The sequence below is a fragment of the Serratia plymuthica NBRC 102599 genome (assembly GCF_001590925.1).
In the GTDB taxonomy this organism is placed as follows: Bacteria; Pseudomonadota; Gammaproteobacteria; order Enterobacterales; family Enterobacteriaceae; genus Serratia; species Serratia plymuthica.
Map to the genome: position 1 here is coordinate 106722 of NZ_BCTU01000021.1, position 22339 is coordinate 129060.

Genomic DNA, 22339 nt, shown 5'->3' on the forward strand with positions numbered 1-22339 from the left:
GGTTAACGATCGTCAGCAAGGCACCCAATGGGCGCCTTTTTTTCTACCGCAAAAGGATCGATGCCGCGCAGTTGCAGGCGACGAAAACGGATAATGTTGAAGCCGTTCATCAGCAGGAAGCTGCCTTCTATCAGCGAACCGCCTATCGACCCGAGCCAGATGTTATGCGTAACCCAGCAGGCGGTGGAACACCACATCACGCAACGGGTCGTCAGCCCGCGGGTGCGAAACAGTGCCCAGGTGCTGATTGAAGTACCGAAGATCGGCAACAGTTCGATGGGATGTTGGAAGTGCGTCAGGCCGATGGTCAGCGTCAAACTGATAAACAGCCACATCACCCACAGGCTGCGAGTGCGCATTGAAACCAGGTTGCGGCAGGCGCTGAGCAACGCGCTGCTGCCGGCGGCGCTCGCCCCCATCAGGAAGAAGTGGATGCCGATAATCAGGCTGTATCCTGACAGTTGCAGCTTGAAACGCTGGTCGTCGCGATTGAAAAAACTGGTGATGCCTACCAGAAAAGCCAGTACGCCCACGGCTTGGGCAAACCAATAAAACGTCATTAGGGGATCCTGAAGCGGGAGACAATAGCGTTAAAAGTGAAACGCTGTTTTATGTTACTCCCGCTGCCGGTGCTTTACAATGTCACCCCACTTTTAAAAATCGCCAACTCGCGGAAATCGTTCGCTTCGTTGCGCGCCGCTTTGCCATCGGCGATCGCCACGATCAGATCGACAAACTGTTCCAGCAGGCGATCCATCGGCGTGCCGTGGATCAATTGCCCGGCATCGAAATCGATCCAGTGCGGTTTTTTCGCCGCCAGTTCGCTGTTGGTCGCCAGTTTTACCGTGGGAACAAAGCCACCGTAGGGCGTGCCACGCCCGGTACTGAACAACACCATATGGCAGCCGGCGCCGGCCAGCGCGCTGGTCGCCACTGCGTCATTGCCGGGTGCGCTGAGCAGGTTTAACCCTGGCTGCCGCAGCCGCTCGCCGTATTTGAGCACGTCCACTACCCGGCTCTGTCCGGCTTTCTGCGTGCAACCAAGGGATTTTTCTTCCAAAGTGGTAATGCCGCCCGCCTTGTTGCCCGGCGAAGGGTTTTCATAAATCGGCTGGTTATGGGCGATAAAATACTGTTTGAAATCGTTGACCATGCTGACGGTTTTCTCGAAGGTCGCCCGATCGCGGCAGCGGCTCATCAGGATCCGTTCTGCGCCAAACATCTCCGGCACCTCGGTCAGCACCGTGGTGCCGCCGTTGGCGATCACATAATCGGAAAACCGCCCCAGCAACGGGTTGGCCGTGATGCCGGACAGCCCGTCCGATCCGCCGCACTCCAGGCCGAACTTCAACTCGCTCAATTTGCCCGGTTGGCGACGATCGTCGCGCATGGCCCGGTACAACTCATGCAGTTGCTCCAGCCCGGCTTCCACCTCATCGTCCTGCTGCTGGCACACCATAAAGCGCACCCGCTGCTCATCCGTCGGCCCGAGCGTGCTGCGGAAAACATCTACCTGATTGTTCTCGCACCCCAGGCCAATCACCAGCACCGCGCCGGCATTCGGATGGCGCACCATATTTTGCAGCATCGTACGGGTGTTTTCATGATCCTGCCCCAATTGCGAACAGCCGAACGGATGGCTGAACAGATGTACGCCATCGATCCCCTGTGCATCCTGAGTTTCCTTCAGAAAACGCTGCTGGATCTGCCGGGCAATGCCGTTGACGCAACCGACGGTCGGCACGATCCACAGTTCGTTGCGGATCCCCACTTCGCCGCTGCTGCGGCGATAGAGCTGTACTTCACGATCAGCAGCCTGCGGCGGCAGCGCGGGAAATTCCGGCTGGTACTGATAGCTGTCCAGATCGCTCAGGTTGGTTTTGGCATTTTGCGAGTGGATGTGCACGCCCGGCGCTATGGCGACCAGCGCATGGCCGATCGGCAGCCCGTACTTGATGATCGCCTCGCCGGCTGTGATCGGCTGCAGCGCAAACTTGTGCCCACGCGCCACCGGCTGCGAAAGCCGAATAGTCAGCGCTTCCAGCACCAGCGTTTCGCCGTCGGCCAGATCGCGCAGCGCCACCGCCACATTATCCTGCGAATGAATTTTTACGATGCTTTGCATAAACCAACCTCGGGCAGCGGCTACGCCAGTTCAATGGCGAAATAGTTTTTGGCATTGTCGAAGCAGATGTTTTTCACCATCTCACCGAGCAGCGCGATATCCGCCGGCGCTTCCCCCTCCTCCACCCAGCGACCTATCATCTGGCAGAGAATGCGACGGAAATATTCATGGCGGGTATACGACAAGAAGCTGCGGCTGTCGGTCAGCATGCCGACAAAACGGCTCAGCAGGCCAAGCTGTGCCAGCTGCGTCATCTGGCGTTGCATGCCGTCTTTCTGATCGTTGAACCACCAGCCTGAACCAAACTGCATTTTGCCTGGCGTGCCCTCACCCTGGAAATTACCCACCATGGTGCCGATCACTTCGTTATCGCGCGGGTTGAGGCAATACAGAATGGTTTTCGGTAATCCTCCCTGCCGGGATTGAGCATCCAGCAGGCGGGAAAGCGGCTCCGCCAGCGGCCGGTCGTTAATGGAGTCGAAGCCGATATCCGGGCCAACGCTTGCCAGCATCCGGCTGTTGTTATTGCGCAATGCGCCGATGTGATACTGCTGCACCCATTCACGGCGTTGATATTCAGCGGCCAGGAACAGCAGCACTGCGCTTTTGAACTGGGCGCTTTGCTCCGGCCCAGGCAGCTTGCCGCTCAGGCGCTGGGCCAGAATGGCGTCCAGCTCGGCTTCGTTAGCTTCGCCATACACCACCACGTCCAGCGCATGGTCGGCCACTTTGCAGCCGTGAGCGGCGAAGTGGTCCATGCGTTTTTTCAGCGCGTCGCACAGCGAAGTGAAGCGGCTGATACTGATATCCGCGGCCGCCTCCAGCTTTTTCAGGTAATCGTTAAAGCCCGGCGCATCGATATTGAACGCCTTATCCGGTCGCCAGCTTGGCAGCACCTTGATATCGAAACTGTCGTCGGCGGCAATCGCTTTATGGTGGCGCAGATCGTCGATCGGATCGTCGGTGGTGCCGACCATTTTCACCTTCATCTGCTGCATGATGCCACGCGCCCTGAAATCGTCCTGCGCCAACAGCGCGTTACCGCGATGCCAGATATCGTCCGCCGTCGCCGGGGAAAGCAGCGTGCCGGTGATGCCGAACGGACGGCGCAGTTCGAGATGAGTCCAGTGATACAGCGGGTTGCCAATGGTATGTGGCACTGTGGCGGCCCAGGCGTCAAACTTCTCGCGGTCGCCGGCATCGCCGGTGCACAGACGTTCGGCCACGCCGTTGGTGCGCATCGCCCGCCATTTGTAGTGATCGCCCTTTAACCAGATGTCATATAAGTTTTTGAAGCGGGTATTCTCGGCGATCTGTTCCGGCGGCAAATGACAGTGGTAGTCAAAGATCGGCTGATCCGCCGCATAGTCGTGATACAAACGCCGGGCAAATTCGCTGCCCAACAAAAAATCTTCGTTTAAAAACGTCGCCATATCAGGCTCCTCACCTTGCTGACCGTTCGGCACAGTGTTCAATACGACAAAGTTATCACACCAATTCCATGAAGCGTCCAGCAAAATCTTACCCCAGCCTGCGGCCTTTTTCCCTTTAAAAAGGCAATTAACGCGTAATTTCGCAGCAAAAGACGGCCTTAATCACGTAATTACCGGCCAAAGCGTATTGCCCCATTGAATCTTGGCTTTTGTGATATCACTCAACTTTTGAATCTGTATGACAAGTTATTGTCTCGCCACCCCGTCGCTGGTGCGTTGGGAATGCGTCGGTGATGGAAGGGCCGATGCAGATCAACGAAAAGGAATCACACCCCTACACGCCGCCACCTCGGCTGCGCCTATTCAAGACTGGGAGATATTTCGGATGCGTAAAATTAAAGGGTTACGCTGGTACATGATTGGGTTGGTGACCATCGGCACCGTGCTGGGTTACCTGACCCGCAACGCCATTGCCGTGGCAGCGCCGACGCTGGAAGGCACCTTGCATATCACCACGCAGCAGTATTCTTATATCGTCGCCGCTTATTCCGCCTGCTATACCGTGATGCAACCGGTGGCGGGCTACGTGCTGGACGTCTTGGGCACCAAGGTAGGCTATGCCATGTTCGCCGTCTTGTGGGCGCTGTTTTGCATGGGGACTGCGCTGGCTAACAGTTGGGGCGGGCTGGCGCTGGCGCGCGGCGCCGTGGGCATGGCCGAGGCGGCAATGATCCCCGCCGGCCTGAAGGCCAGCAGCGAGTGGTTCCCGGCCAAAGAGCGTTCCATCGCCGTAGGGTACTTTAATGTGGGTTCGTCGATCGGCGGGATGATCGCGCCGCCGCTGGTCGTCTGGGCCATCGTCGCCCACAGCTGGGAAATGGCGTTTATCATTACCGGCGTGCTGAGTCTAATCTGGGCCATCTGCTGGCTGATCTTCTACAAGCACCCGAAAGATCAAAAGAAACTCAGCCAGGAAGAGCGGGATTACATCCTTGAGGGCCAGGAACCGCAACACCAGACCGGCAACGCCAAGAAAATGTCCGCCTGGCAGATCGTGCGCAACCGCCAGTTCTGGGGCATCGCGCTGCCACGTTTTCTGGCAGAACCGGCCTGGGGCACCTTCAACGCCTGGATCCCGTTATTCATGTTCAAAGCCTATGGCTTTAACCTGAAAGAGATCGCCATGTTTGCCTGGATGCCAATGCTGTTCGCCGATCTCGGCTGCATCGTCGGCGGGTATCTGCCGCCGTTTTTCCAGAAACACTTCAAGGTGAACCTGATCGTTTCACGCAAGCTGGTGGTCACGATGGGCGCGGTGCTGATGATTGGCCCCGGTATGATCGGCCTGTTCACCAGCCCTTATGCCGCCATCGCGCTGCTGTGCGTCGGAGGCTTTGCTCACCAGGCGCTGTCCGGTGCGTTGATCACCCTGTCTTCAGACGTATTTGGCCGTAACGAGGTCGCGACCGCCAACGGCCTGACCGGCATGGCGGCCTGGACCGCCAGCACCCTGTTTGCTCTGGTGGTCGGCGCCTTGGCAGATACCCTGGGCTTCAGCCCGCTGTTCGCCGCGCTGTCGGTATTCGATATTCTCGGCGCCATCGTTATCTGGACCGTCCTGCAAAACCGGCCGGCCTTATCCCCCACGGAAGAGGCTCCACAGCCTGTCCCGGCGCGCAGTTAACCCCCCGCCCGGCCACGCGCCGGGCGTCCCCTGCGGCCACTGGCAGCCCTGCCGAATAAGTGGTATAACAAATCCGACGGCCACGCCCCTTCTTACCCTAAGAGCATTCATTATGGAATTCACTGAAACCAGACGCCTGTATCAGCAACTGGCCGCCGAGCTTAAGCAGCGCATTGAAAGCGGCCGCTACCCGGTGGGCGATAAGCTGCCGGCCGAGCGTTATATTGCTGAAGAGATGAACGTCAGCCGCACCGTGGTACGCGAAGCCATCATCATGCTGGAAGTGGAAGGCTACGTTGACGTACGCAAGGGGTCCGGGATCCACGTGATGTCCAACCAGCAAAAGCATCTGGTGGTGCCGGGCGACAGCATTGAGTTCGCTACCGCCGGGCCGTTCGAACTGTTGCAGGCGCGCCAGTTGATTGAAAGCAATATCGCCGAATTCGCCGCCACCCAGGTCACCAAACAAGATATCGTCCAGTTGATGGAGATCCAGGAACACGCACGCAAGGAAGACCGGTTCCGTGATTCGCAGTGGGATCTGAAATTCCACGTGCAGGTGGCGCTGGCTACGCAAAATACCGCGATGGCGACCATCGTGGAAAAAATGTGGAGCCAGCGGGTGAATAACCCTTACTGGATCAAGCTGCACGAACATATCGACGAGCGATCTATCGCCAGTTGGTGCGACGATCACGATCAAATCCTCAAGGCATTGATACGTAAAGACCCTTATGCCGCAAAACTGGCAATGTGGCAGCATCTGGAAAACACCAAGCAAATGCTGTTCAACGCCACCAGCGACGATTTCGAATATAACGCCGACCGCTATCTGTTCGCCGAAAACCCGGTGGTGCATCTGGACGGCGTGACCGCCGAAAACAAATAGCGTACGCGGTCAAAAACCGTTGGGTTATGTCAGGTAATGTAAAATCCTCCGAATCGATGCCTGAACCGCCGTTTGCCGTGTAGTATTTCACCGGAGGCAACGTAGATTTCCCTGTTGCCAATCGTGCTATTTTGGTAAAGTTAGGCCACTTTTTTTACCCTTTGCTACGGGGCGGAACACGAATACATGCGCTGGTTGTTTGCCATGCTTATTGCTCTTTTTTGCTGGACCGGTTCGGTCTCCGGCCAAAAGCTATGCGCGGCACCCTCCAAAGCAACCCCCACGGCACTGAGTAGCCTGCCCTCGCTCGATAACCCGGCGCTGTCCCCTTATGACCAGGTTTATCGGTCTCCAGCAGAGTTGCAGCGCAAAGCGCCCGGCAAATTGCCGCTGCTGTTGCCGCGTGTGCATTCTTACCCCGGCTCACTGCCGGCCTCCGCCCAATTGCAGCCGGTCTATACGTTGGCCTCTGAGCTGGGCCATAATGCCAGATTCCCGCGTCAGCACTTATCTGTACCCAATCAGCTTGTTCAGGCCAACTGGATGCTGCACACCCCACAGCAGCAAAACAGGCTCGGTGGCTGGAAAGAAAGTAATATGCTTTATCGTGGCACGCTGACTTACCACTCATGACCGGTGTCGCACCGACGAGAACTCACTAAAAGCAACACCGTTTCATCGTTATCAGCAGCCAGGATCGCCCGCGCGCTTTCAGGCCACTTCTGATCCGCCGCTGAGATAAAGACAAACAATGACGTTTTAGGAACACCGGATGGACATCATTAAAGAACTGTTACATGCCTTATGGCAGCAGGATTTTGAGACGCTGGCGAACCCATCGCTGGTCTGGACGCTTTATGTCCTGCTGTTTCTGATTTTATTTTTGGAAAACGGCCTGCTGCCGGCAGCATTTTTACCCGGCGACAGCCTGCTGATCCTGGTAGGCGTTTTGATCGCCAAAGGCACCATGAATTTCCCGCTCACCATCCTGATCCTGACCGTTGCCGCCAGTCTGGGGTGCTGGGTCAGTTACATACAAGGCAAATGGCTGGGCAATACGCGAACGGTGCAGGGCTGGCTGTCGCATCTGCCGGCGCATTATCACCAGCGCGCACACCAATTGTTCCACCGCCACGGGCTTTCCGCCCTGCTGGTCGGTCGTTTCCTGGCGTTTGTCCGCACCCTGTTGCCTACCATTGCCGGTCTCTCCGGCCTGAGTAATGCCCGTTTCCAATTCTTTAACTGGATGAGCGGTCTGCTGTGGGTGGTGATCCTGACGTCACTGGGCTTTGCTTTGGGCAAAACCCCGGTGTTCCGCAAGTACGAAGACCAACTGATGTTCTGCCTGATGCTGCTGCCGTTGGTGCTGCTGGTGGTTGGGCTGGTGGGATCGCTGATCGTGCTGTGGCGCAAGAAACGCGCCGACAGCCAGAATCAGGGGAAAGGGGCGTGATGGCAAAGCGCCCGCGCTGGCAGTATGTTTTGCTGATTGCACTCGCCCTGTTGGCGCTGGCGACGCTGCTGGTTCCCTGTATGGTGCGCACCGAAAGCGAGCTGCGCATCCGCGCCGGCCAGCAAGGCCTTTCGCTGCCTGACGGCTTTTTTGTCTATCAGCGGCTGGATGAGCGCGGTATTCGCATCAAAAGCATTACCCCCGAAGGTGATGGTCTGGTGATCCGTCTGGATTCACCGGAACAGCAGCTGTTGGCGCGCGAAGCGCTGCAAACGATTTTACCGCCGGGTTATATCATCGCTCTGAGCGAATCCCCTGTTCCAAGCCATTGGGTCCGTGAATTTGCACGCGCCCCGCTCAATCTGGGATAATACCCCTTCGAATGAAGGGTTTTCCTTTCGTTTTCACGCCCCGTTCAATTAATCACCAATCGCCATCGAACTGCGGCTGATTCTTTGGGGTCTGCGCGATTCAAGGCTATGCTGAAAGCTAGCTGCGTAAACTCCTGTCGCACTGCTTTTGCAAGCAGTCAGGAAAAGCGGATGCGTGCCAATGCGTCCCATTAACAAGGAACCGATAGCATGAAATTACGCCACTCACTCTTACTGATCCTCCCGTTATGTGCATTGCCGGCCCTGTCATTTGCTGCCGAAGGCGGTTGTGCGACCAAGGCGCAAAACATCCAACAGCAGATTGATTACGCCACCCAACATGGCAATCATAACCGTATAGCCGGGCTGAAAAAGGCGCTGAGCGAAGTACAGGCGAACTGTACCGAAGCGAGCCTGCAGGCCGATCGCCAGAAAAAAATCGAAGAGAAACAAAGCAAGGTCGCCGAACGTCAGCAAGAACTGAAAACAGCCCAGCAAACCGGCAACCTGGATAAAGTTGCCAAGAAGCAGAAAAAACTGACGGAAGCACAGGCTGAGCTTAAACAGGCCCAGGCGGAATAATTTTTTTACACCAGCGGATTTATCGCTGAGAGCCGCGTCATGCGGGATTTTTACTGCATATAGAATGAATACTTAGTGATATCGGCTACTCATTCACCCTTTGCTCCGGCGAAAAAATCCGCTATGTTGAAAGTCTGTCGAAGTTAACGTTAAGGAATAATCACATGGCACATGATTCAAATGCAGAAAACTTACGCGCTGAACTTAAATCCTTAGCCGATACGCTGGAAGAAGTGCTGAACTCTTCCACCGATAAGCCAAAAGCCGAGCTGGAAAAGCTGCGCTCCAAAGCTGAAGACGTATTGAAAGATACTCGCGCTCGCCTGAGCGACGCCGGGGACAAAATTGCTTCCCAGACCAAGCAAATCGCCGGCCAGGCGGATGATTACGTGCGTGATAATCCGTGGACAGGTATCGGTATCGGCGCTGCGGTTGGCGTAGTGCTGGGCGTTCTGTTAGCGCGCCGCTAATTATGGCAGAACAACCACAAGTTCGTGCACAGGGCCCCGCCAAAGGGGTCCTGGATGTCGGCCAGCGCATCATCACCATTCTGGTGGGTATGGTTGAAACGCGGGTGCGCCTGGCGGTTGTCGAGCTGGAAGAGGAGAAAGCCAACCTCATTCAGTTGCTGATCATGGCCGGTATGACCCTTTTATTCACCGCATTTGGCCTGATGAGCCTGTTGATCCTGATTTTCTGGGCCATTGACCCTATCTACCGCCTGATGGCGTTAGGGGCCACCACGGGCATCTTGCTGTTCCTGGCTATTTTCGGCGCCATCTGGACGCTGGTCAAAGCACGCCGCTCCACCCTGTTGGGCGCTACACGCAAACAGTTGGAGATCGACCGTTCCGAGCTGGAGGGTGAAAAATGAATCGCCGTCGCTACCTGGAATGGAGAAAAGAGAAACTGATTCGGCAGATCCAGCAACAACGGCTGGATCTGGCCGACAACAAAACCCTGTGGCTGGAAAAAACCGAGCGCATCGATCGCGGTTGGCAAACCCTTTTCGGTCTGCGCAAATACCTGGTCGTCGGCTCCAGCGTGATGGCGCTTTACGGTATCCGCCACCCAAGCAAACTGATTCGCTGGTCACGTCGCGCTTTTGGTGTCTTTGGCACTATCCGATTGATCCAGAAAACTTTTTCTACCAAATAGCCCTACTGATTTCTTCAACCCTTCCGTCGTTATGCCCCGTTTTTCACAGAAATTTATTCTTTCTGTCGATAACGGCTGGGTAACTTTCTGATTCGCCATCATTTGTTAGCAGGCTACAGATTCAGTTTTTTTGAAAAAATACGACAGTTTTACTTGCTAACAACGGAATCACTTCCCGATTAACATTCACTCCATCAAACACGTAACGGGCAGGACAGGGTCAGAGACCCGGCATACCGCCCGCTAACAGCGGTAAACGCCAAGACTGGCGAACTAAAAATCACTTTGGAGTTGATGATGAAAAAATTAGAAGATACAGGTTTGCTGGTTGCTCGTATTCTGATGCCAATCCTGTTTATCGTGGCAGGTTACGGCAAAATGGGCGACGCCTATGCCGGCACCCAGCAGTATATGCAATCGATGGGCGTACCTGGCTTCTTGTTGCCGCTGACCATCTTGCTGGAGTTCGGTGGCGGCCTGGCGATTCTGTTCGGTTTCCTGACCCGCACCGTGGCGCTGTTCACTGCCGGTTTCACCCTTCTGACCGCGGTACTGTTCCATACTAACTTTGCAGAAGGCGTAAACCAGCTGATGTTCATGAAGAACCTGACCATCGCCGGTGGCTATATCGTACTGGCCGTTGCCGGCCCAGGCGGTTTCAGCATCGACCGTATTTTGAACAAAAAGTGGTAAGCTTCTAATACCGAATCAGGGGTCCGGCATGCCGGACCCTTCTGCTTTTTCACTCGGACACGAAGGAGATCATCATGGGACAACTCGTCGATGGCGTTTGGCAAGACATCTGGTATGACACATCATCTACCGGAGGCCGTTTCAAACGCTCAACCTCTCAGTTCCGCAACTGGGTGACTGCAGACGGCCAACCGGGCGAACACGGCACCGGGGGGTTTAAAGCGGAGAAAGACCGTTATCACCTGTACGTTTCACTCGCCTGCCCTTGGGCGCACCGCACGTTGCTGATGCGTAAACTGAAGGGGCTGGAGCAGATTATCCCGGTTTCCGTGGTGCATCCGCTGATGTTGGAAAACGGCTGGACCTTCGGCCAGGACTTCCCTGAAACGACCGGCGACAGCCTTTATCATTCGGACTTTCTCTATCAGCTTTACCTGCGCGCCGATGAACATTACACCGGCCGCGTGACGGTGCCGGTACTGTGGGACAAACAGCAACAGACCATCGTCAGCAATGAATCTGCCGATATCATTCGCATGTTCAACAGTGCATTTGATGGCGTCGGCGCTCGCGCGGGGGATTATTATCCCAACGACCTGCACGGCAAAATCGATGAGCTGAACGGTTGGATTTATGACCAGGTGAATAATGGTGTCTACAAGGCCGGTTTCGCCACCAGTCAGGAAGCCTATGACGAAGCGGTGAATGCGCTGTTTGACGCACTGGCGCGGCTGGAGCAGATCCTGAGCCAACACCGTTACCTGACCGGCGATCGCCTGACCGAGGCCGACCTGCGTCTGTGGACCACGCTGGTGCGCTTCGATCCGGTGTATGTCACCCATTTTAAATGCGATAAACGCCGCATCAGCGATTATCTCAACCTGTACGGCTTCCTGCGCGACATCTACCAGATGCCAGGCATGGCCGAAACGGTTAGCCTACCGCACATCCGCAACCACTATTACCGTAGCCACACCACTCTCAATCCGCACGGCATTATTTCCATCGGGCCGGCGCAGGATCTGGACGAGCCGCACGGCCGCGACAAACGTTTCGGTTAGCCCATTTCCCCCTTTCTTTAGCGGTCAGGGGGAACAATAAAACCGCCCGCCGTGCTTGCACCTGCGGGCCGTTGGCGATCAGGCGATCAATAGCGGCACACAGTCCGGTTACTGCCGTTCCTGCTGGGCGAAGAGCCGTGGGATTTCGCGCAGGAACCAGGCTTTCGCCTCCCCCATGCTGTCGCGCCGCCAGGCCATGATGATATCGGCCTCACGGCTGTATTCCGGCCCTACCACCCTCAGCCGCCCTTCTTCAATGTCTTTTTCCACCATCGGGTAAGGCATGGTCGCCACACCCAGGCCGGCCAGCAGCGCCAGGCGCTTGTCGCCAATGGTGCTGACCGTCAGGCGTTGCTGTTTATCCAACAACTGCACGGTCAATACCGGCCGTTCACGGGCTGTATCCGCCACCGCAATGCCGCGGTACTTCACGCGAGTCAGTTCGGACAAGGGTTCCGGCTCCAGATGAATGGGGTGATCCGGCGCTGCGACGTAAACGCTCATCACCTTGTACAGCTTGCGGGTGTTGATCTCCGAGGAAGCACGGAAATGCATGTCCGGAGCGATGACGATATCGGCTCGCCCTTGCTCCAGCCGCTCCCAGGCACCGGCCAGCACTTCGGTAAAAATCGATACCTGGGTATTGGCCTTCAGCGCCAGCTTGTCGACCAGCGGAAACAGTTTGCTCGCCGGCGACAGCGCTTCGCTGACGATGGTCAGGTGAGTTTCCCAACCGCGCGCCAGCGCTTCGGCATCCGTAGTCAGCTTGTCTGCCGCCTCCAGCAGCACCCGCCCGCGTTCCAACAACATGCGCCCAACGTTGGTGAACTTGGTGCGGTGGCCGGAGCGATCGAACAGCACCACGTCCAATTCTTCTTCCAATTTTTGCATGGTGTAGCTGAGCGCCGAGGGCACACGCCCCAGTTCATCGGCTGCCGCAGCAAAGCTGCCACGTCGGTCGATCGCATCCATAACCCTTAACGCTTCAAGCGTTAACGCCCGATCTCTGGCCATCGAATCTCTCTGTCAGGAAATTTGAATATGCCGACCAGATTAACTGGCTAACAATCCGGCGTCCAGATGCTTACCATTTGGATAATGAATTTAGAGAGCCGATTGCCATGATTACATGCAGAACAGCACAACAATGCGGGCAAGCTGACTTTGGTTGGCTGCAGGCTCGCTACACCTTTTCTTTTGGACATTACTTCGATCCCAAGCTGATGGGCTACGCCTCGTTGCGGGTGCTGAACCAGGAGGTGCTGGCGCCGGGAGCGTCATTCCAGCCACGCACCTATCCCAGCGTGGATATCCTGAATCTGATCTTGCAGGGGGAAGCCGAATACCGCGACAACGACGGCAATACCGTGCGCGCCAAGGCCGGTGAAGCCTTGTTGTTGGCCACGCAGCCAGGGCTGAGTTACAGCGAACAGAACGTCAGCAGCGATACGCCGCTGACCCGTCTGCAGCTGTGGCTGGATGCCTGCCCGGAGCGCAACAACGATCGAGTACAGCGTCTGACGCTGCCGGATAACGGCTCGACGCTGCTGGCGTCACCGGACGGCGCCCAGGGCAGCCTGCAACTGCGCCAGCAGGTGTGGATCCATCATCTGGATTTACAGCCGGGCGAACAGCAGACGTTTGCGCTGAACGGGCAACGGGCTTACCTGCAATCGATCCACGGCACCATTGAAGCCAATGGCGATCGTAACGAAGGCCAACGCTTGACCTGCGGCGACGGGGCTTTTATCCATGAAGAGAACCGCCTGACGATCCGCGCCGAAACGCCGCTGCGCGCGCTGCTGATTGATTTACCGGTGTGAATCAAGCGAGTGCAACATGTCGAACTCGCTGAATACCAATGGAAAAAACCCCGCGTAACTTGCGTCACGCGGGGTTTTCTTTATAGAGGGAGTTGACCGGTAAGCCGGGTTCTGTCGTGGACAGTCATTCCTCTAGGCCAGCAATCGCTCACTGGCTCAAGCAGCCTACCCGGGTTCAGTACGGGCCGTACCATGTGAACCCCTATTTGGCCTTGCTCCGGGTGGAGTTTACCGTGCCACGAACTGTTGCCAGCCGCGCGGTGCGCTCTTACCGCACCCTTTCACCCTTACCTGATCCCGCTTGCGCGGGCCATCGGCGGTTTGCTCTCTGTTGCACTAGTCGTAGGCTTGCGCCTCCCAGGCGTTACCTGGCACCCTGCCCTATGGAGCCCGGACTTTCCTCCCCTCCACCTGTCTCCCCCGAAAGGGACGGCAGTGAAGCGGCGACTGTCTGGTCAACTCCGGCGCGGATAGTAGCGTCGCGCTCACGGCAGGTCAACCGCTTTACTGTTCTTGTTGCTCTAACGCGTGTTTATACAACGCATTTTTCTTCACGCCGTGGATTTCCGCCGCCAACGCCGCCGCCTTTTTCAGCGGCAATTCTTTTTGCAGCAACGCCAGCGTGCGCAGCGCCTCCAGCGGCAATGCGTCATCCTGCGGCTTATGGCCTTCGACGATCAGCACCATTTCGCCACGGCGACGCACTTCGTCTTCCTGCACCCAGGCCAGCAGCTCACCCACCGGCGCACCCGTGATGGACTCCCAGGTTTTGGTCAGCTCACGCGCCAGCACTACATAGCGCTGCGGCCCCCACACGGTGACCATGTCCTGCAAACTTTCCAGCAAGCGGTGGGTGGATTCGTAGAAAATCAACGTGCGCGGTTCCTCTGCCAGCGCCATCAGCGTATCCTTACGCCCCTTGGTTTTCGCCGGCAGGAACCCTTCGTAACAGAAGCGGTCTGAAGCAACGCCGGCGGCACACAGTGCGGTGGTTGCCGCACAGGCTCCCGGCAGCGGTACCACGCGAATGCCGGCTTCGCGGCAGCGGCGCACCAGGTGATAACCGGGATCGTTGATCAACGGGGTGCCGGCGTCGGAAACCAGCGCAATGCTCTGGCCTTCCTGCAGTTTCGCCAGCAGTTGGTCAGCCTTTTGCTGTTCGTTATGGTCATGCAGCGCAAACAGCCGCGCGCTAATCGCAAAGTGTTGCAACAGCAACCCGGTGTGGCGCGTGTCCTCGGCCGCAATCAGATCAACGCTTTTCAGTACCTCTAACGCACGGTGGGTAATATCCCCCAAATTACCGATGGGAGTGGGCACCACATACAGCGTTGATGCAGAAATGACTGATTGTTGGTGTTGATTCATTGTTTCATCCGGGTTGCCGATTTAATATTGAGCATCTTGAAAAAAACATCACTGGATACAGTATGCTTTCCTCAACATTCGTTCGTACCAAAGCAGGGCGTTCAAAGCCTGTCCGACTTACCGCAGTGATCGCGGCAGCCCTGTTCCTTGCAGGCTGTCCTAGTCAGGCCCCGCAGACGCCGCCCGCCAATATACAGGACGAAGCGAGCGCCAGCTCCGATTACTATCTGAAGCAGCTGCAACAAAGCAGCGATGATAACAAGGCTGACTGGCAATTACTTGCTATTCGCGCGCTGTTACGTGAAGGAAAACTGCCGCAGGCCGGTGAACAACTGAAGCAACTGCCGAAAAACCTCAGCAGCGTTCAGCAGGTTGAACGTCAGTTGCTGACCGCAGAACTGCAGGTGGCGAACAAAAGCTATGTGAGCGCCCGCAGCACGCTGGGCCATCTGGATAGCGGTTCACTGTCAGCTAACCAATTGGTGCGCTTCTACCAGGCGCAGATCGCCGCCAATCAGGGTAAACCCTCTCTGCCACTGATCCGCGCCTACGTTGCGCAAGAACCGCTGCTGACCGGCAAGGCTCATCAAACCAATCTGGATCAAACCTGGCAGGCGCTGCTGCAGTTGACGCCGCAGGACATGAACAGTCTGGTGATCAACGCCAATGAAAACGTGCTGCAAGGCTGGCTGGATCTGCTGCGTGTCTATCAGGACAACAAGCAGGATCCCGACCTACTGAAGGCCGGCATCAAGGACTGGCAAAACCGTTACCCGCAGAACCCGGCGGCGAAAACGTTGCCGACGCAGCTGAACCAGGTGCTGAATTTTACCCAGGCTTCCACCTCCAAAATCGCCCTGCTGCTGCCGCTGAACGGCCAGGCAAAAGTGTTCGCCGATGCGATCCAACAAGGTTTTGAAGCGGCGAAAAACGGCGTAGCCGCACCGGTGCAGGTACAGCAACAGCAGCAACCTGCCAACAATCCCGTTCAGGCAGCAGCCCCTGCGGACGCCAATGCCAACGGTGCGGTAAGCACCTCGGCGCCGTCTGCGGATGCCGCGCCCGTGACCGCGGCTCAACCTTCTACGCCGTCCAATGCGCAGATTACGCCGCCGCAGGCCACCAATGCGCAAATTAAAGTGTATGATACCACCAGCCAACCGCTGGCCGCGCTACTGACACAGGCACAGCAAGACGGCGCAACGCTGGTGGTGGGTCCGCTGCTGAAAGAGAACGTCGATCAACTGTCCGGCAGCAATACCACGCTGAACGTGCTGGCGCTCAATCAGCCGGAAACGCCGAAAGACAATCCGAACATCTGTTACTTTGCCCTGTCGCCGGAAGACGAAGCGCGCGACGCTGCCCGCCACATTTGGGAACAACAAAAGCGCCAGCCGCTGCTGCTGATCCCGCGTGGTTCGTTCGGCGATCGCGTTGCCAAAGCCTTTAACCAGGAATGGCAAAAACTGGGCGGCCAGACCGTGCTGCAACAAGGTATCGGCTCTGCCGGCGAACTGCGTCAGGCGGTGAACAGCGGCGGCATCCGCATGAGCGGCACGCCGATTTCCGCTGCACCGGCTCCGCAGGCCGTGACCATTGCCGGGCTGACCATTCCGGCGCCGCCAAGCGATGTGCCTGCCGAATCCGGCGGCAACGTGGATGCAGTCTACATCGTGGCGACCCAGTCCCAGCTGACGTTGATCAAACCGATGATCGACATGGCCACCACCTCGCGCAGCAAACCGGCAATGTACGCCAGCTCGCGTAGCTACCAGGCCGGTGCAGGCCCTGACTTCCGTCTGGAAATGGAAGGCCTGCAGTTCAGCGATATCCCGTTGCTGGCCGGCGCCAACCCGCAGCTGTTGCAGCAGGCGAGCAGCCGGTTCCGCAACGACTATTCGCTGGTGCGTCTGTACGCCATGGGGATGGATGCCTGGACATTGGCCAATCACTTTGCTGAAATGCGCCAGTTGCCCGGCTTCCAGGTCTCCGGCACCACCGGCATGCTGACCGCTTCACCAAGCTGCGTGATCAACAGGAAACTGCCTTGGCTGCAATACCGTCAGGGAATGGTGGTTCCCGTCTCTTGAGTCAACGCGCCAAGGGGGCGGGCTATGAGTTACAGGCCCGCCGCTATCTGGAACGCGCCGGGCTCACCTTCTTCGCCGCCAACGTTACGCTGCGCGGCGGTGAGCTCGATCTCATCATGCGCGATGGTCAAACCTGGGTGTTTGTTGAAGTCCGCTACCGCCGCAGCGACGCCTTTGGCGGTGCGGCCGCCAGCGTGACTTACCGTAAACAGCAGCGGTTGCTGCATGCCGCCGCCGTTTGGTTGGCGGGGCGCGGAGCCAGTTTTGACACATCGTCTTGCCGTTTTGATGTTTTGGCCATCACCGGTAGCCAGTTAGAATGGATACCCAACGCCTTCAATGCGGATTAATCATGGTTTACCGGTGCAGACCGGCCCTTTGACTTAGTGGATTAATACAACGTGCTGGATAGAATTAAAGCCTGTTTTACCGAAAGCATCCAAACCCAGATTGCGGCGGCGGAAGCCTTGCCCGACGCCATCTCGCGTGCGGCGATGACGCTGGTTCAATCCTTACTTAACGGTAATAAAATTCTGTGCTGCGGCAACGGTACCTCGGCGGCCAACGCGCAGCATTTCGCCGCCAGCATGATCAACCGCTTTGAAACCGAGCGCCCAAGCCTGCCGGCCATTGCGCTGAATGCCGATAACGTGGTGCTGACGGCGATCACCAACGATCGCCTGCACGATGAGGTTTATGCCAAGCAGGTGCGTGCTCTCGGCCATGCCGGCGACGTCTTGCTGGCAATTTCCACCCGCGGCAACAGCCGTGATATTGTGAAAGCGGTCGAAGCCGCAGTGACGCGTGACATGACGATTGTCGCACTCACCGGTTACGACGGCGGGGAGTTGGCCGGTTTGCTCGGTCAACAGGATGTCGAGATCCGTATCCCATCGCATCGCAGTGCTCGTATTCAGGAAATGCATATGCTCACAGTAAATTGCCTATGCGACCTGATAGATAGTACGTTGTTTCCCCACCAGGACGAATAAGGAACTGAGATGAAGCTGAAAGCCACATTTGCAGTGCTGTCCAGCGCCCTGCTGTTACAAGGCTGTATCGCCGGCGTTGTCGTCGGCAGCGCGGCTGTCGCCACCAAGAGCGCCACCGACCCACGCAGCGTAGGCACTCAGGTAGACGACGGCACGCTGGAAGCCCGGGTTGAAAACGCCCTGAGTAAAGATCAACAGTTGAAGAAAGACGCCCGGGTGGTTGCTACCGCCTATCAGGGTAAAGTATTGCTGACCGGCCAGTCGCCGAGCACCGACCTCGCCGCCCGCGCCAAGCAAATAGCGATGGGCGTCGAAGGCACGGCCGAAGTGTATAACGAGATCCGCCAAGGGACGCCAATCAGCCTCGGCACTGCGTCCTCCGATACCTGGATCACCACCAAGGTGCGCTCGCAGCTGCTCACCAGCGACACGGTGAAATCATCCAATGTGAAGGTCACTACCGAAAACGGTGAGGTATTCCTGCTGGGCCTGGTCACGCAACAAGAAGCGCAGTCGGCCGCGCAGATCGCCAGCCAGGTGAGCGGCGTGAAACACGTCACCACCGCCTTTACCTTCGTGAAATAACCCGCTGCGCCGGGGTAGGCCTGATGCCTTTATCCCGGCGCGCTAATCCAGATTATTTTCTTTCAGAAAGCCTTCCCCACCCAGCTGCCGCATCTGGCGCATAATCCACTGCTGCCGTTGAATCACATAGCCGGAAGGCGCACTGGCTTTAAAACGATGCGGGTTTGGCAACACCGCCGCCAGCAGCGCCGCTTCAGAAGCGGTCAGGCGTTTAGCCGGCTTATTGAAAAAGCGTTGCGACGCCTCTTCCACGCCGAATACCCCATCGCCAAATTCAACGATATTCAGGTAAACCGTCAGGATCCGCCGCTTGGTCCACACCAGTTCGATCCCCGAGGTCAGCCCGGCCTCCAGCCCCTTGCGCAGCCAACTGCGGCCATCCCACAGAAACAGGTTCTTCGCCGTTTGCTGCGACAGCGTGGAGGCGCCGCGGATGCGTGTGGGGCGACGTTCGTTGTGGCTGAGCGCCTTTTCGATCGCCGCCACGTCGAACCCCCAGTGTTCAGGGAACTTCTGGTCCTCCGCCGCCATGACCGCCAGCGCCATCTGCGGAGAAATATCGTCCATCGATACCCAGTCGGAGTGCGCCACATAGCCAAAATCGCCGCTCAGCCAGGCACCGAACTGCCGCTCCACCATCACCGCAGAAAAAGGCACCGGCAAGAAAGCAAAAACGGCTATCCCAAGCCCCCACAGGCCGACCAGGGCAATTATTCCGCGTTTCAGCCAAAACCAGGGCCGGGAAAAAATCGATTTGCCCACGGACTTTCTCATTCAACCAAATCCAGCACCCGTGAAACCAGCTTATCAATCCCGTCGGCCGCCTCGCTGATAGATTTCGCCAACATATAGGCTGGCGTGGTCACCACTTTGTTTTCAATATCCACCACGATGTCATCAACCGGGCAAATAACCGGCTCGCCGCCCATGGCATCAATCACTTCACCCAGGTCCGGATCGTTGCCAATGGTCAGCCGCACTTGTTGATCCAGCAGCTTCGGCAGCAGCGCGGGGGCAATACACATAAAACCAATTGGTTTATTTGCCTTATACATTTGTTGCGTTAACTTAGCTAAATCTTTATCAATCCAGCATTCTGCCCCTTCACTGGCGAAGCTGCTGAGGTTCTTCGCCGCACCAAATCCACCGGGTACAATCAGCGCATCCAACTGGCCGGCATCAGCCTGTGAAAGCGGCCGAATTTTCCCTCTAGCGATACGCGCAGACTCGACCAAAACATTGCGTTCCTCCGGCATCTCATCGCCAGTTAAGTGATTAATAACATGAAGTTGAGATTTATCCGGTGCAAAGCACACCGCCTGTGCCCCCGCCCGGTCCAACGCAAGCAGCGTCAGGACGGCTTCATGGATCTCCGCACCGTCATAAACTCCGCAGCCGCTCAGCACAACGCCAACGTTTTTCATCACCCTTACTCCTTATGAGACTGTCAACTGGTTAGTGCTCGGAGTTAACAAACACTAATCTACATCACACATTTTAATGAATCTTCTAACAAGAGCGCTTACATTTGCTATGTTGTTGGCTGTATGATGTTTAGGAATTCTCTACAACCTGCTCGACCAGAACACTGAATACCAATACGCAGGTTCACAATTTCCCTGGTGTTGGCGCAATATTCGCGCACCCCGGCCTAGGTCGGGGTCATTTTTTTTCAGCGTTCGCAACCCACTCACGCAGTACTTGTACATCGTTGCGCCATTCCTGTTTGAGCTCATCAACCCAGTCCTGCACGTTATCCCACCACGCCGGCAGCGTCGGGGTTTGAATTTGCTGTGCAAGCTGCTGCAAATGACGCAGGCCAACCGACCCGCAAGCACCCTTGATTTTATGCCCTTCTTCGGTGATGCCTTTCTGGTCACGCGCCGTCATATTGGACTCCAGCACCGCCAGATAGCCCGGCATCATCTGCTCAAACATCTCCAGGCTCTGATGAATCAGTTGCGGCCCCACCAGGTCCATGTACTGTTCCAGCATTGTGGTATCCAGTAACGACTCATTAATCTGCATCGCCTTTTGCTCCGTTTTCTTTGTGGTGTGAGAGGGTTGATGATCCCAGTAATGTTTAATGACCTTGGTCAACGCCGGTACAGAAAGCGGCTTGCTCAGCACATCGTCCATACCCGCGTCGAGATACTCTTTTTTGTCTTTCAGCACGTTGGCGGTCAAAGCAACCAGCGGCGGCAGCGTTTGCCCGGCATAACGCTCGCGCAGCACCCGGGCGATATCCAGCCCGGTCATGTCCGGCAGTTGGATATCCAGCAGCACCAGATCAAACTCGTCCGGATCGAACATCGCCAGCGCGTCGGTGCCGTTCATCGCCACTTCCACGCTGTTGCCGAGCTTCTCCAGTACCGAGCGCGCCACAATCACGTTCAGTTCGATATCCTCCACCAGCAGGATATGCAGCGCCGGCAACGGCAGATCCTCCTCGGCACGCGTCTCACTTTCCGCCTCTTGCACCGCCGGCGCATTGATGGTCAAGGTGAAGCAAGAACCGTGCCCCTGTACGCTGCTGACGGTGATATCGCCGCCCATGCTCTGCGCCAGGCGCTTGGAAACAGCCAACCCGATGCCGGTGCCGGTCGCCGGGCGGCCACCGTGCTGATCTTTCACCTGATAATACATGGCGAAGATCTTGTCCTGTTCGTCCTGTGGAATACCCATGCCGGAATCTTCCACCTCAAACACCAGTCGATCCTGCTCTTCACGCCGCACACGCACCACAATCTGCCCGTGCGGGGTAAACTTCACCGCATTGCCGATCAGGTTCCACAGGATCTGCCGCAGGCGGGTGCCGTCGGTGATGATTTGCTGCGGCAGCGGCGATTGCGGCTCCATCACGAAATGCAGGCCTTTTGGCTGCGCCAGCAGGCCGGAGAGGTTTTCCAGATCCGCCAGGAAGCCGGTAAAATCCACCGGTTGGTTGTCGAGTTGCACTTTCCGCCGCTCGAGCTTGTCCATCTCAATGATGTCATTGAAGATATTGCCCAGCGTGATGGCACTGACATGGATGGTCTTCAGGTATTTCAACTGCTCATCGTTCAAATCGGTATCGAGCAGAATGCGGCTCAGCCCGACGATGCCGTTAAGCGGCGTACGAAGCTCGTGGCTGATCGTTGAGATGAAGGTGGTCTTGTCCCTGCTGGCGTTCTCCAGCGCGTCCTGGTAGCGCTTACGCTCGGTTATATCGCGGCCAAAGCCCATCAGCCCGTGACGTTTGCCCACGCGATCGTAAAACGGCACCTTGCGCAGCTCAAAACAGGCCTTGCGCCCGTCCGGGTAAACCAACCACTGTTCGTAGGTCAGGGAGACGTTATGGCGAAAGACCTTCTCGTCGGTTTCTATCACCTTTTCGGCGATTTCCTGGCTGTAGACGTCAAACGGCGTCAGGCCGATCAGCTGCTTTTCGCTTTTGCCGGTCAGCAGTTCCATCGCCCGATTACAGCCGGAGAATTCTTTGTCTTCGTTGCGGTAATACACCAGATCGGGGGAGGCATCGAGGAACGAACGCAACAGAGCCGATTGCTGGCCCGGCTCAATCTGCGCCAATTCGCGCTGCTCCATCTCTTCCGTCAGCTTGTCCATCACCTGCTGGCGATCTTGCTCCGCCTTGATACGGTCGGCGATTTCCTGATTCAACTGGCTGATGTTGTCTTTAATCTGCTGGTTCAGCTCCAGATCGCGGTGGCGCATTTCTTCCAGTTTATCGACCAGACGCGCCAGGCGCTGGCGGGATTCTTCCAGTTGCTCGACCACCACCGACAGAAAGTACACCGCCCAGGGCGTGATCAGCAGGCCGAAGAAGATCGAACGCACCACGTCGATGCTTTCCACCTCGCCGCGCAGCAGCATGGTCACCGCCATCTGTACCACCATCGCCAGTACCACCAGCGCCGAAGCCAGCAGCAGCGAAAAGCGCACCAGCCCCAGTTTCACCATTAAATCAACGTAGTACTGGGCTAATACCCGGATTTGCTTCATAGCGGCTCCCATCAGACAGAATCGGTTAAA

24 protein-coding genes and 1 other RNA gene are annotated in these 22339 nt (G+C 56.9%); 16 read left to right on the top strand and 9 right to left on the bottom strand.

All coding sequences use genetic code 11. The features are described from left to right. Positions 1-2: 2 nt before the first annotated feature. From SPL01S_RS14970 to uxaC, 3 genes are all read right to left on the bottom strand, one after another. A complete protein-coding gene (locus tag SPL01S_RS14970) occupies positions 3-560 on the bottom strand; it encodes a YgjV family protein (RefSeq protein WP_063200930.1) in 558 nt (185 codons plus the stop codon). 74 nt (positions 561-634) lie between these two features. Next, positions 635-2125 (bottom strand): UxaA family hydrolase, encoded by a 1491-nt coding sequence (locus SPL01S_RS14975; protein ID WP_063200933.1) that lies wholly within the window; start codon positions 2123-2125, stop codon positions 635-637. Positions 2126-2145: 20 nt separating this feature from the next. Next, positions 2146-3558 carry a glucuronate isomerase gene (uxaC, locus tag SPL01S_RS14980; RefSeq protein ID WP_004948418.1) on the bottom strand — a complete coding sequence of 471 codons (1413 nt, stop codon included), beginning with the start codon at positions 3556-3558 and terminating at the stop codon, positions 2146-2148. Positions 3559-3943: 385 nt separating this feature from the next. Between uxaC and SPL01S_RS14985 the strand changes: the two genes are divergently transcribed. From SPL01S_RS14985 to SPL01S_RS15035, 11 genes are all read left to right on the top strand, one after another. Beyond that, positions 3944-5242: an MFS transporter gene (locus SPL01S_RS14985; RefSeq protein WP_063200936.1), complete on the top strand. Its 1299-nt coding sequence runs from the start codon at positions 3944-3946 to the stop codon at positions 5240-5242. A gap of 112 nt (positions 5243-5354) precedes the next feature. Beyond that, the gene (exuR, locus tag SPL01S_RS14990) at positions 5355-6131 is read left to right on the top strand and encodes a transcriptional regulator ExuR (protein WP_006320504.1); all 777 of its coding nucleotides are present in this window, start codon (positions 5355-5357) and stop codon (positions 6129-6131) included. A gap of 186 nt (positions 6132-6317) precedes the next feature. Next, on the top strand, positions 6318-6764 hold the full coding sequence (locus SPL01S_RS14995) for a hypothetical protein (RefSeq protein ID WP_004948424.1): 447 nt from the start codon (positions 6318-6320) through the stop codon (positions 6762-6764). A gap of 139 nt (positions 6765-6903) precedes the next feature. Beyond that, positions 6904-7584 carry a DedA family protein gene (locus tag SPL01S_RS15000; protein WP_004948426.1) on the top strand — a complete coding sequence of 227 codons (681 nt, stop codon included), beginning with the start codon at positions 6904-6906 and terminating at the stop codon, positions 7582-7584. Continuing rightward, complete coding sequence (mzrA, locus tag SPL01S_RS15005) at positions 7584-7955, top strand: EnvZ/OmpR regulon moderator MzrA (RefSeq protein WP_062868805.1); 372 nt, start codon at positions 7584-7586, stop codon at positions 7953-7955. The genes SPL01S_RS15000 and mzrA overlap by 1 nt, the downstream gene beginning before the upstream one ends. 210 nt (positions 7956-8165) lie before the next feature. Continuing rightward, positions 8166-8537 (top strand): DUF1090 domain-containing protein, encoded by a 372-nt coding sequence (locus SPL01S_RS15010; protein ID WP_006328229.1) that lies wholly within the window; start codon positions 8166-8168, stop codon positions 8535-8537. Positions 8538-8701: 164 nt separating this feature from the next. Next, complete coding sequence (locus tag SPL01S_RS15015; RefSeq protein WP_062868807.1) at positions 8702-9007, top strand: ElaB/YgaM/YqjD family protein; 306 nt, start codon at positions 8702-8704, stop codon at positions 9005-9007. 2 nt (positions 9008-9009) lie between these two features. Beyond that, positions 9010-9411 carry a phage holin family protein gene (locus tag SPL01S_RS15020; protein WP_062868808.1) on the top strand — a complete coding sequence of 134 codons (402 nt, stop codon included), beginning with the start codon at positions 9010-9012 and terminating at the stop codon, positions 9409-9411. Continuing rightward, positions 9408-9695, top strand: a complete 288-nt coding sequence (locus SPL01S_RS15025) for a YqjK-like family protein (protein WP_062868809.1) — start codon at positions 9408-9410, stop codon at positions 9693-9695. The genes SPL01S_RS15020 and SPL01S_RS15025 overlap by 4 nt, the downstream gene beginning before the upstream one ends. Before the next feature lie 297 nt (positions 9696-9992). Next, entirely contained in the window at positions 9993-10388 is a 396-nt protein-coding gene (locus SPL01S_RS15030) for a DoxX family protein (RefSeq protein ID WP_006328232.1), read from the top strand. A gap of 74 nt (positions 10389-10462) precedes the next feature. Beyond that, positions 10463-11449, top strand: coding sequence for a glutathione S-transferase family protein (locus tag SPL01S_RS15035; RefSeq protein ID WP_063200941.1), 987 nt, complete (start codon positions 10463-10465; stop codon positions 11447-11449). Between the two features lie 108 nt (positions 11450-11557). Here the strand turns inward: SPL01S_RS15035 and SPL01S_RS15040 are convergent, their stop codons facing one another. Further along, the gene (locus SPL01S_RS15040) at positions 11558-12463 is read right to left on the bottom strand and encodes a LysR family transcriptional regulator (RefSeq protein ID WP_004948447.1); all 906 of its coding nucleotides are present in this window, start codon (positions 12461-12463) and stop codon (positions 11558-11560) included. A 107-nt stretch (positions 12464-12570) separates the two neighbouring features. Between SPL01S_RS15040 and SPL01S_RS15045 the strand changes: the two genes are divergently transcribed. After that, positions 12571-13272, top strand: coding sequence for a pirin family protein (locus SPL01S_RS15045; RefSeq protein WP_062868811.1), 702 nt, complete (start codon positions 12571-12573; stop codon positions 13270-13272). 84 nt (positions 13273-13356) lie between these two features. Here SPL01S_RS15045 and rnpB read toward each other — a convergent pair. Together rnpB and rsmI are read right to left on the bottom strand one after the other, a co-directional pair. Next, an RNA gene (gene rnpB / locus SPL01S_RS15050) (RNase P RNA component class A) lies at positions 13357-13735 on the bottom strand. A 41-nt stretch (positions 13736-13776) separates the two neighbouring features. Beyond that, positions 13777-14640, bottom strand: coding sequence for a 16S rRNA (cytidine(1402)-2'-O)-methyltransferase (rsmI, locus tag SPL01S_RS15055; RefSeq protein ID WP_013814662.1), 864 nt, complete (start codon positions 14638-14640; stop codon positions 13777-13779). A 62-nt stretch (positions 14641-14702) separates the two neighbouring features. On the opposite strand from rsmI, the gene SPL01S_RS15060 reads away from it, so the two are divergent. Genes SPL01S_RS15060 through dolP form a run of 4 tightly spaced genes read left to right on the top strand, consistent with a single transcriptional unit; the run spans position 14703 to position 18307 of the window. Next, positions 14703-16730: a penicillin-binding protein activator gene (locus tag SPL01S_RS15060; protein ID WP_063200944.1), complete on the top strand. Its 2028-nt coding sequence runs from the start codon at positions 14703-14705 to the stop codon at positions 16728-16730. Then, positions 16727-17080 (top strand): YraN family protein, encoded by a 354-nt coding sequence (locus tag SPL01S_RS15065; RefSeq protein ID WP_004948459.1) that lies wholly within the window; start codon positions 16727-16729, stop codon positions 17078-17080. The genes SPL01S_RS15060 and SPL01S_RS15065 overlap by 4 nt, the downstream gene beginning before the upstream one ends. A gap of 51 nt (positions 17081-17131) precedes the next feature. Beyond that, the gene (gene diaA / locus SPL01S_RS15070) at positions 17132-17722 is read left to right on the top strand and encodes a DnaA initiator-associating protein DiaA (protein ID WP_004948462.1); all 591 of its coding nucleotides are present in this window, start codon (positions 17132-17134) and stop codon (positions 17720-17722) included. A 9-nt stretch (positions 17723-17731) separates the two neighbouring features. After that, a complete protein-coding gene (gene dolP, locus SPL01S_RS15075; RefSeq protein ID WP_004948464.1) occupies positions 17732-18307 on the top strand; it encodes a division/outer membrane stress-associated lipid-binding lipoprotein in 576 nt (191 codons plus the stop codon). 42 nt (positions 18308-18349) lie between these two features. Here the strand turns inward: dolP and mtgA are convergent, their stop codons facing one another. The 3 genes from mtgA to arcB all read right to left on the bottom strand — a co-directional run bounded on the left by mtgA (position 18350) and on the right by arcB (position 22309). After that, positions 18350-19081 (bottom strand): monofunctional biosynthetic peptidoglycan transglycosylase, encoded by a 732-nt coding sequence (gene mtgA, locus SPL01S_RS15080; RefSeq protein WP_063200947.1) that lies wholly within the window; start codon positions 19079-19081, stop codon positions 18350-18352. Continuing rightward, the gene (gene elbB / locus SPL01S_RS15085) at positions 19078-19731 is read right to left on the bottom strand and encodes an isoprenoid biosynthesis glyoxalase ElbB (RefSeq protein ID WP_063200950.1); all 654 of its coding nucleotides are present in this window, start codon (positions 19729-19731) and stop codon (positions 19078-19080) included. The genes mtgA and elbB overlap by 4 nt, the downstream gene beginning before the upstream one ends. 238 nt (positions 19732-19969) lie before the next feature. Then, entirely contained in the window at positions 19970-22309 is a 2340-nt protein-coding gene (arcB, locus tag SPL01S_RS15090) for an aerobic respiration two-component sensor histidine kinase ArcB (protein ID WP_063200953.1), read from the bottom strand. Between the last annotated feature and the right edge of the window lie 30 nt (positions 22310-22339).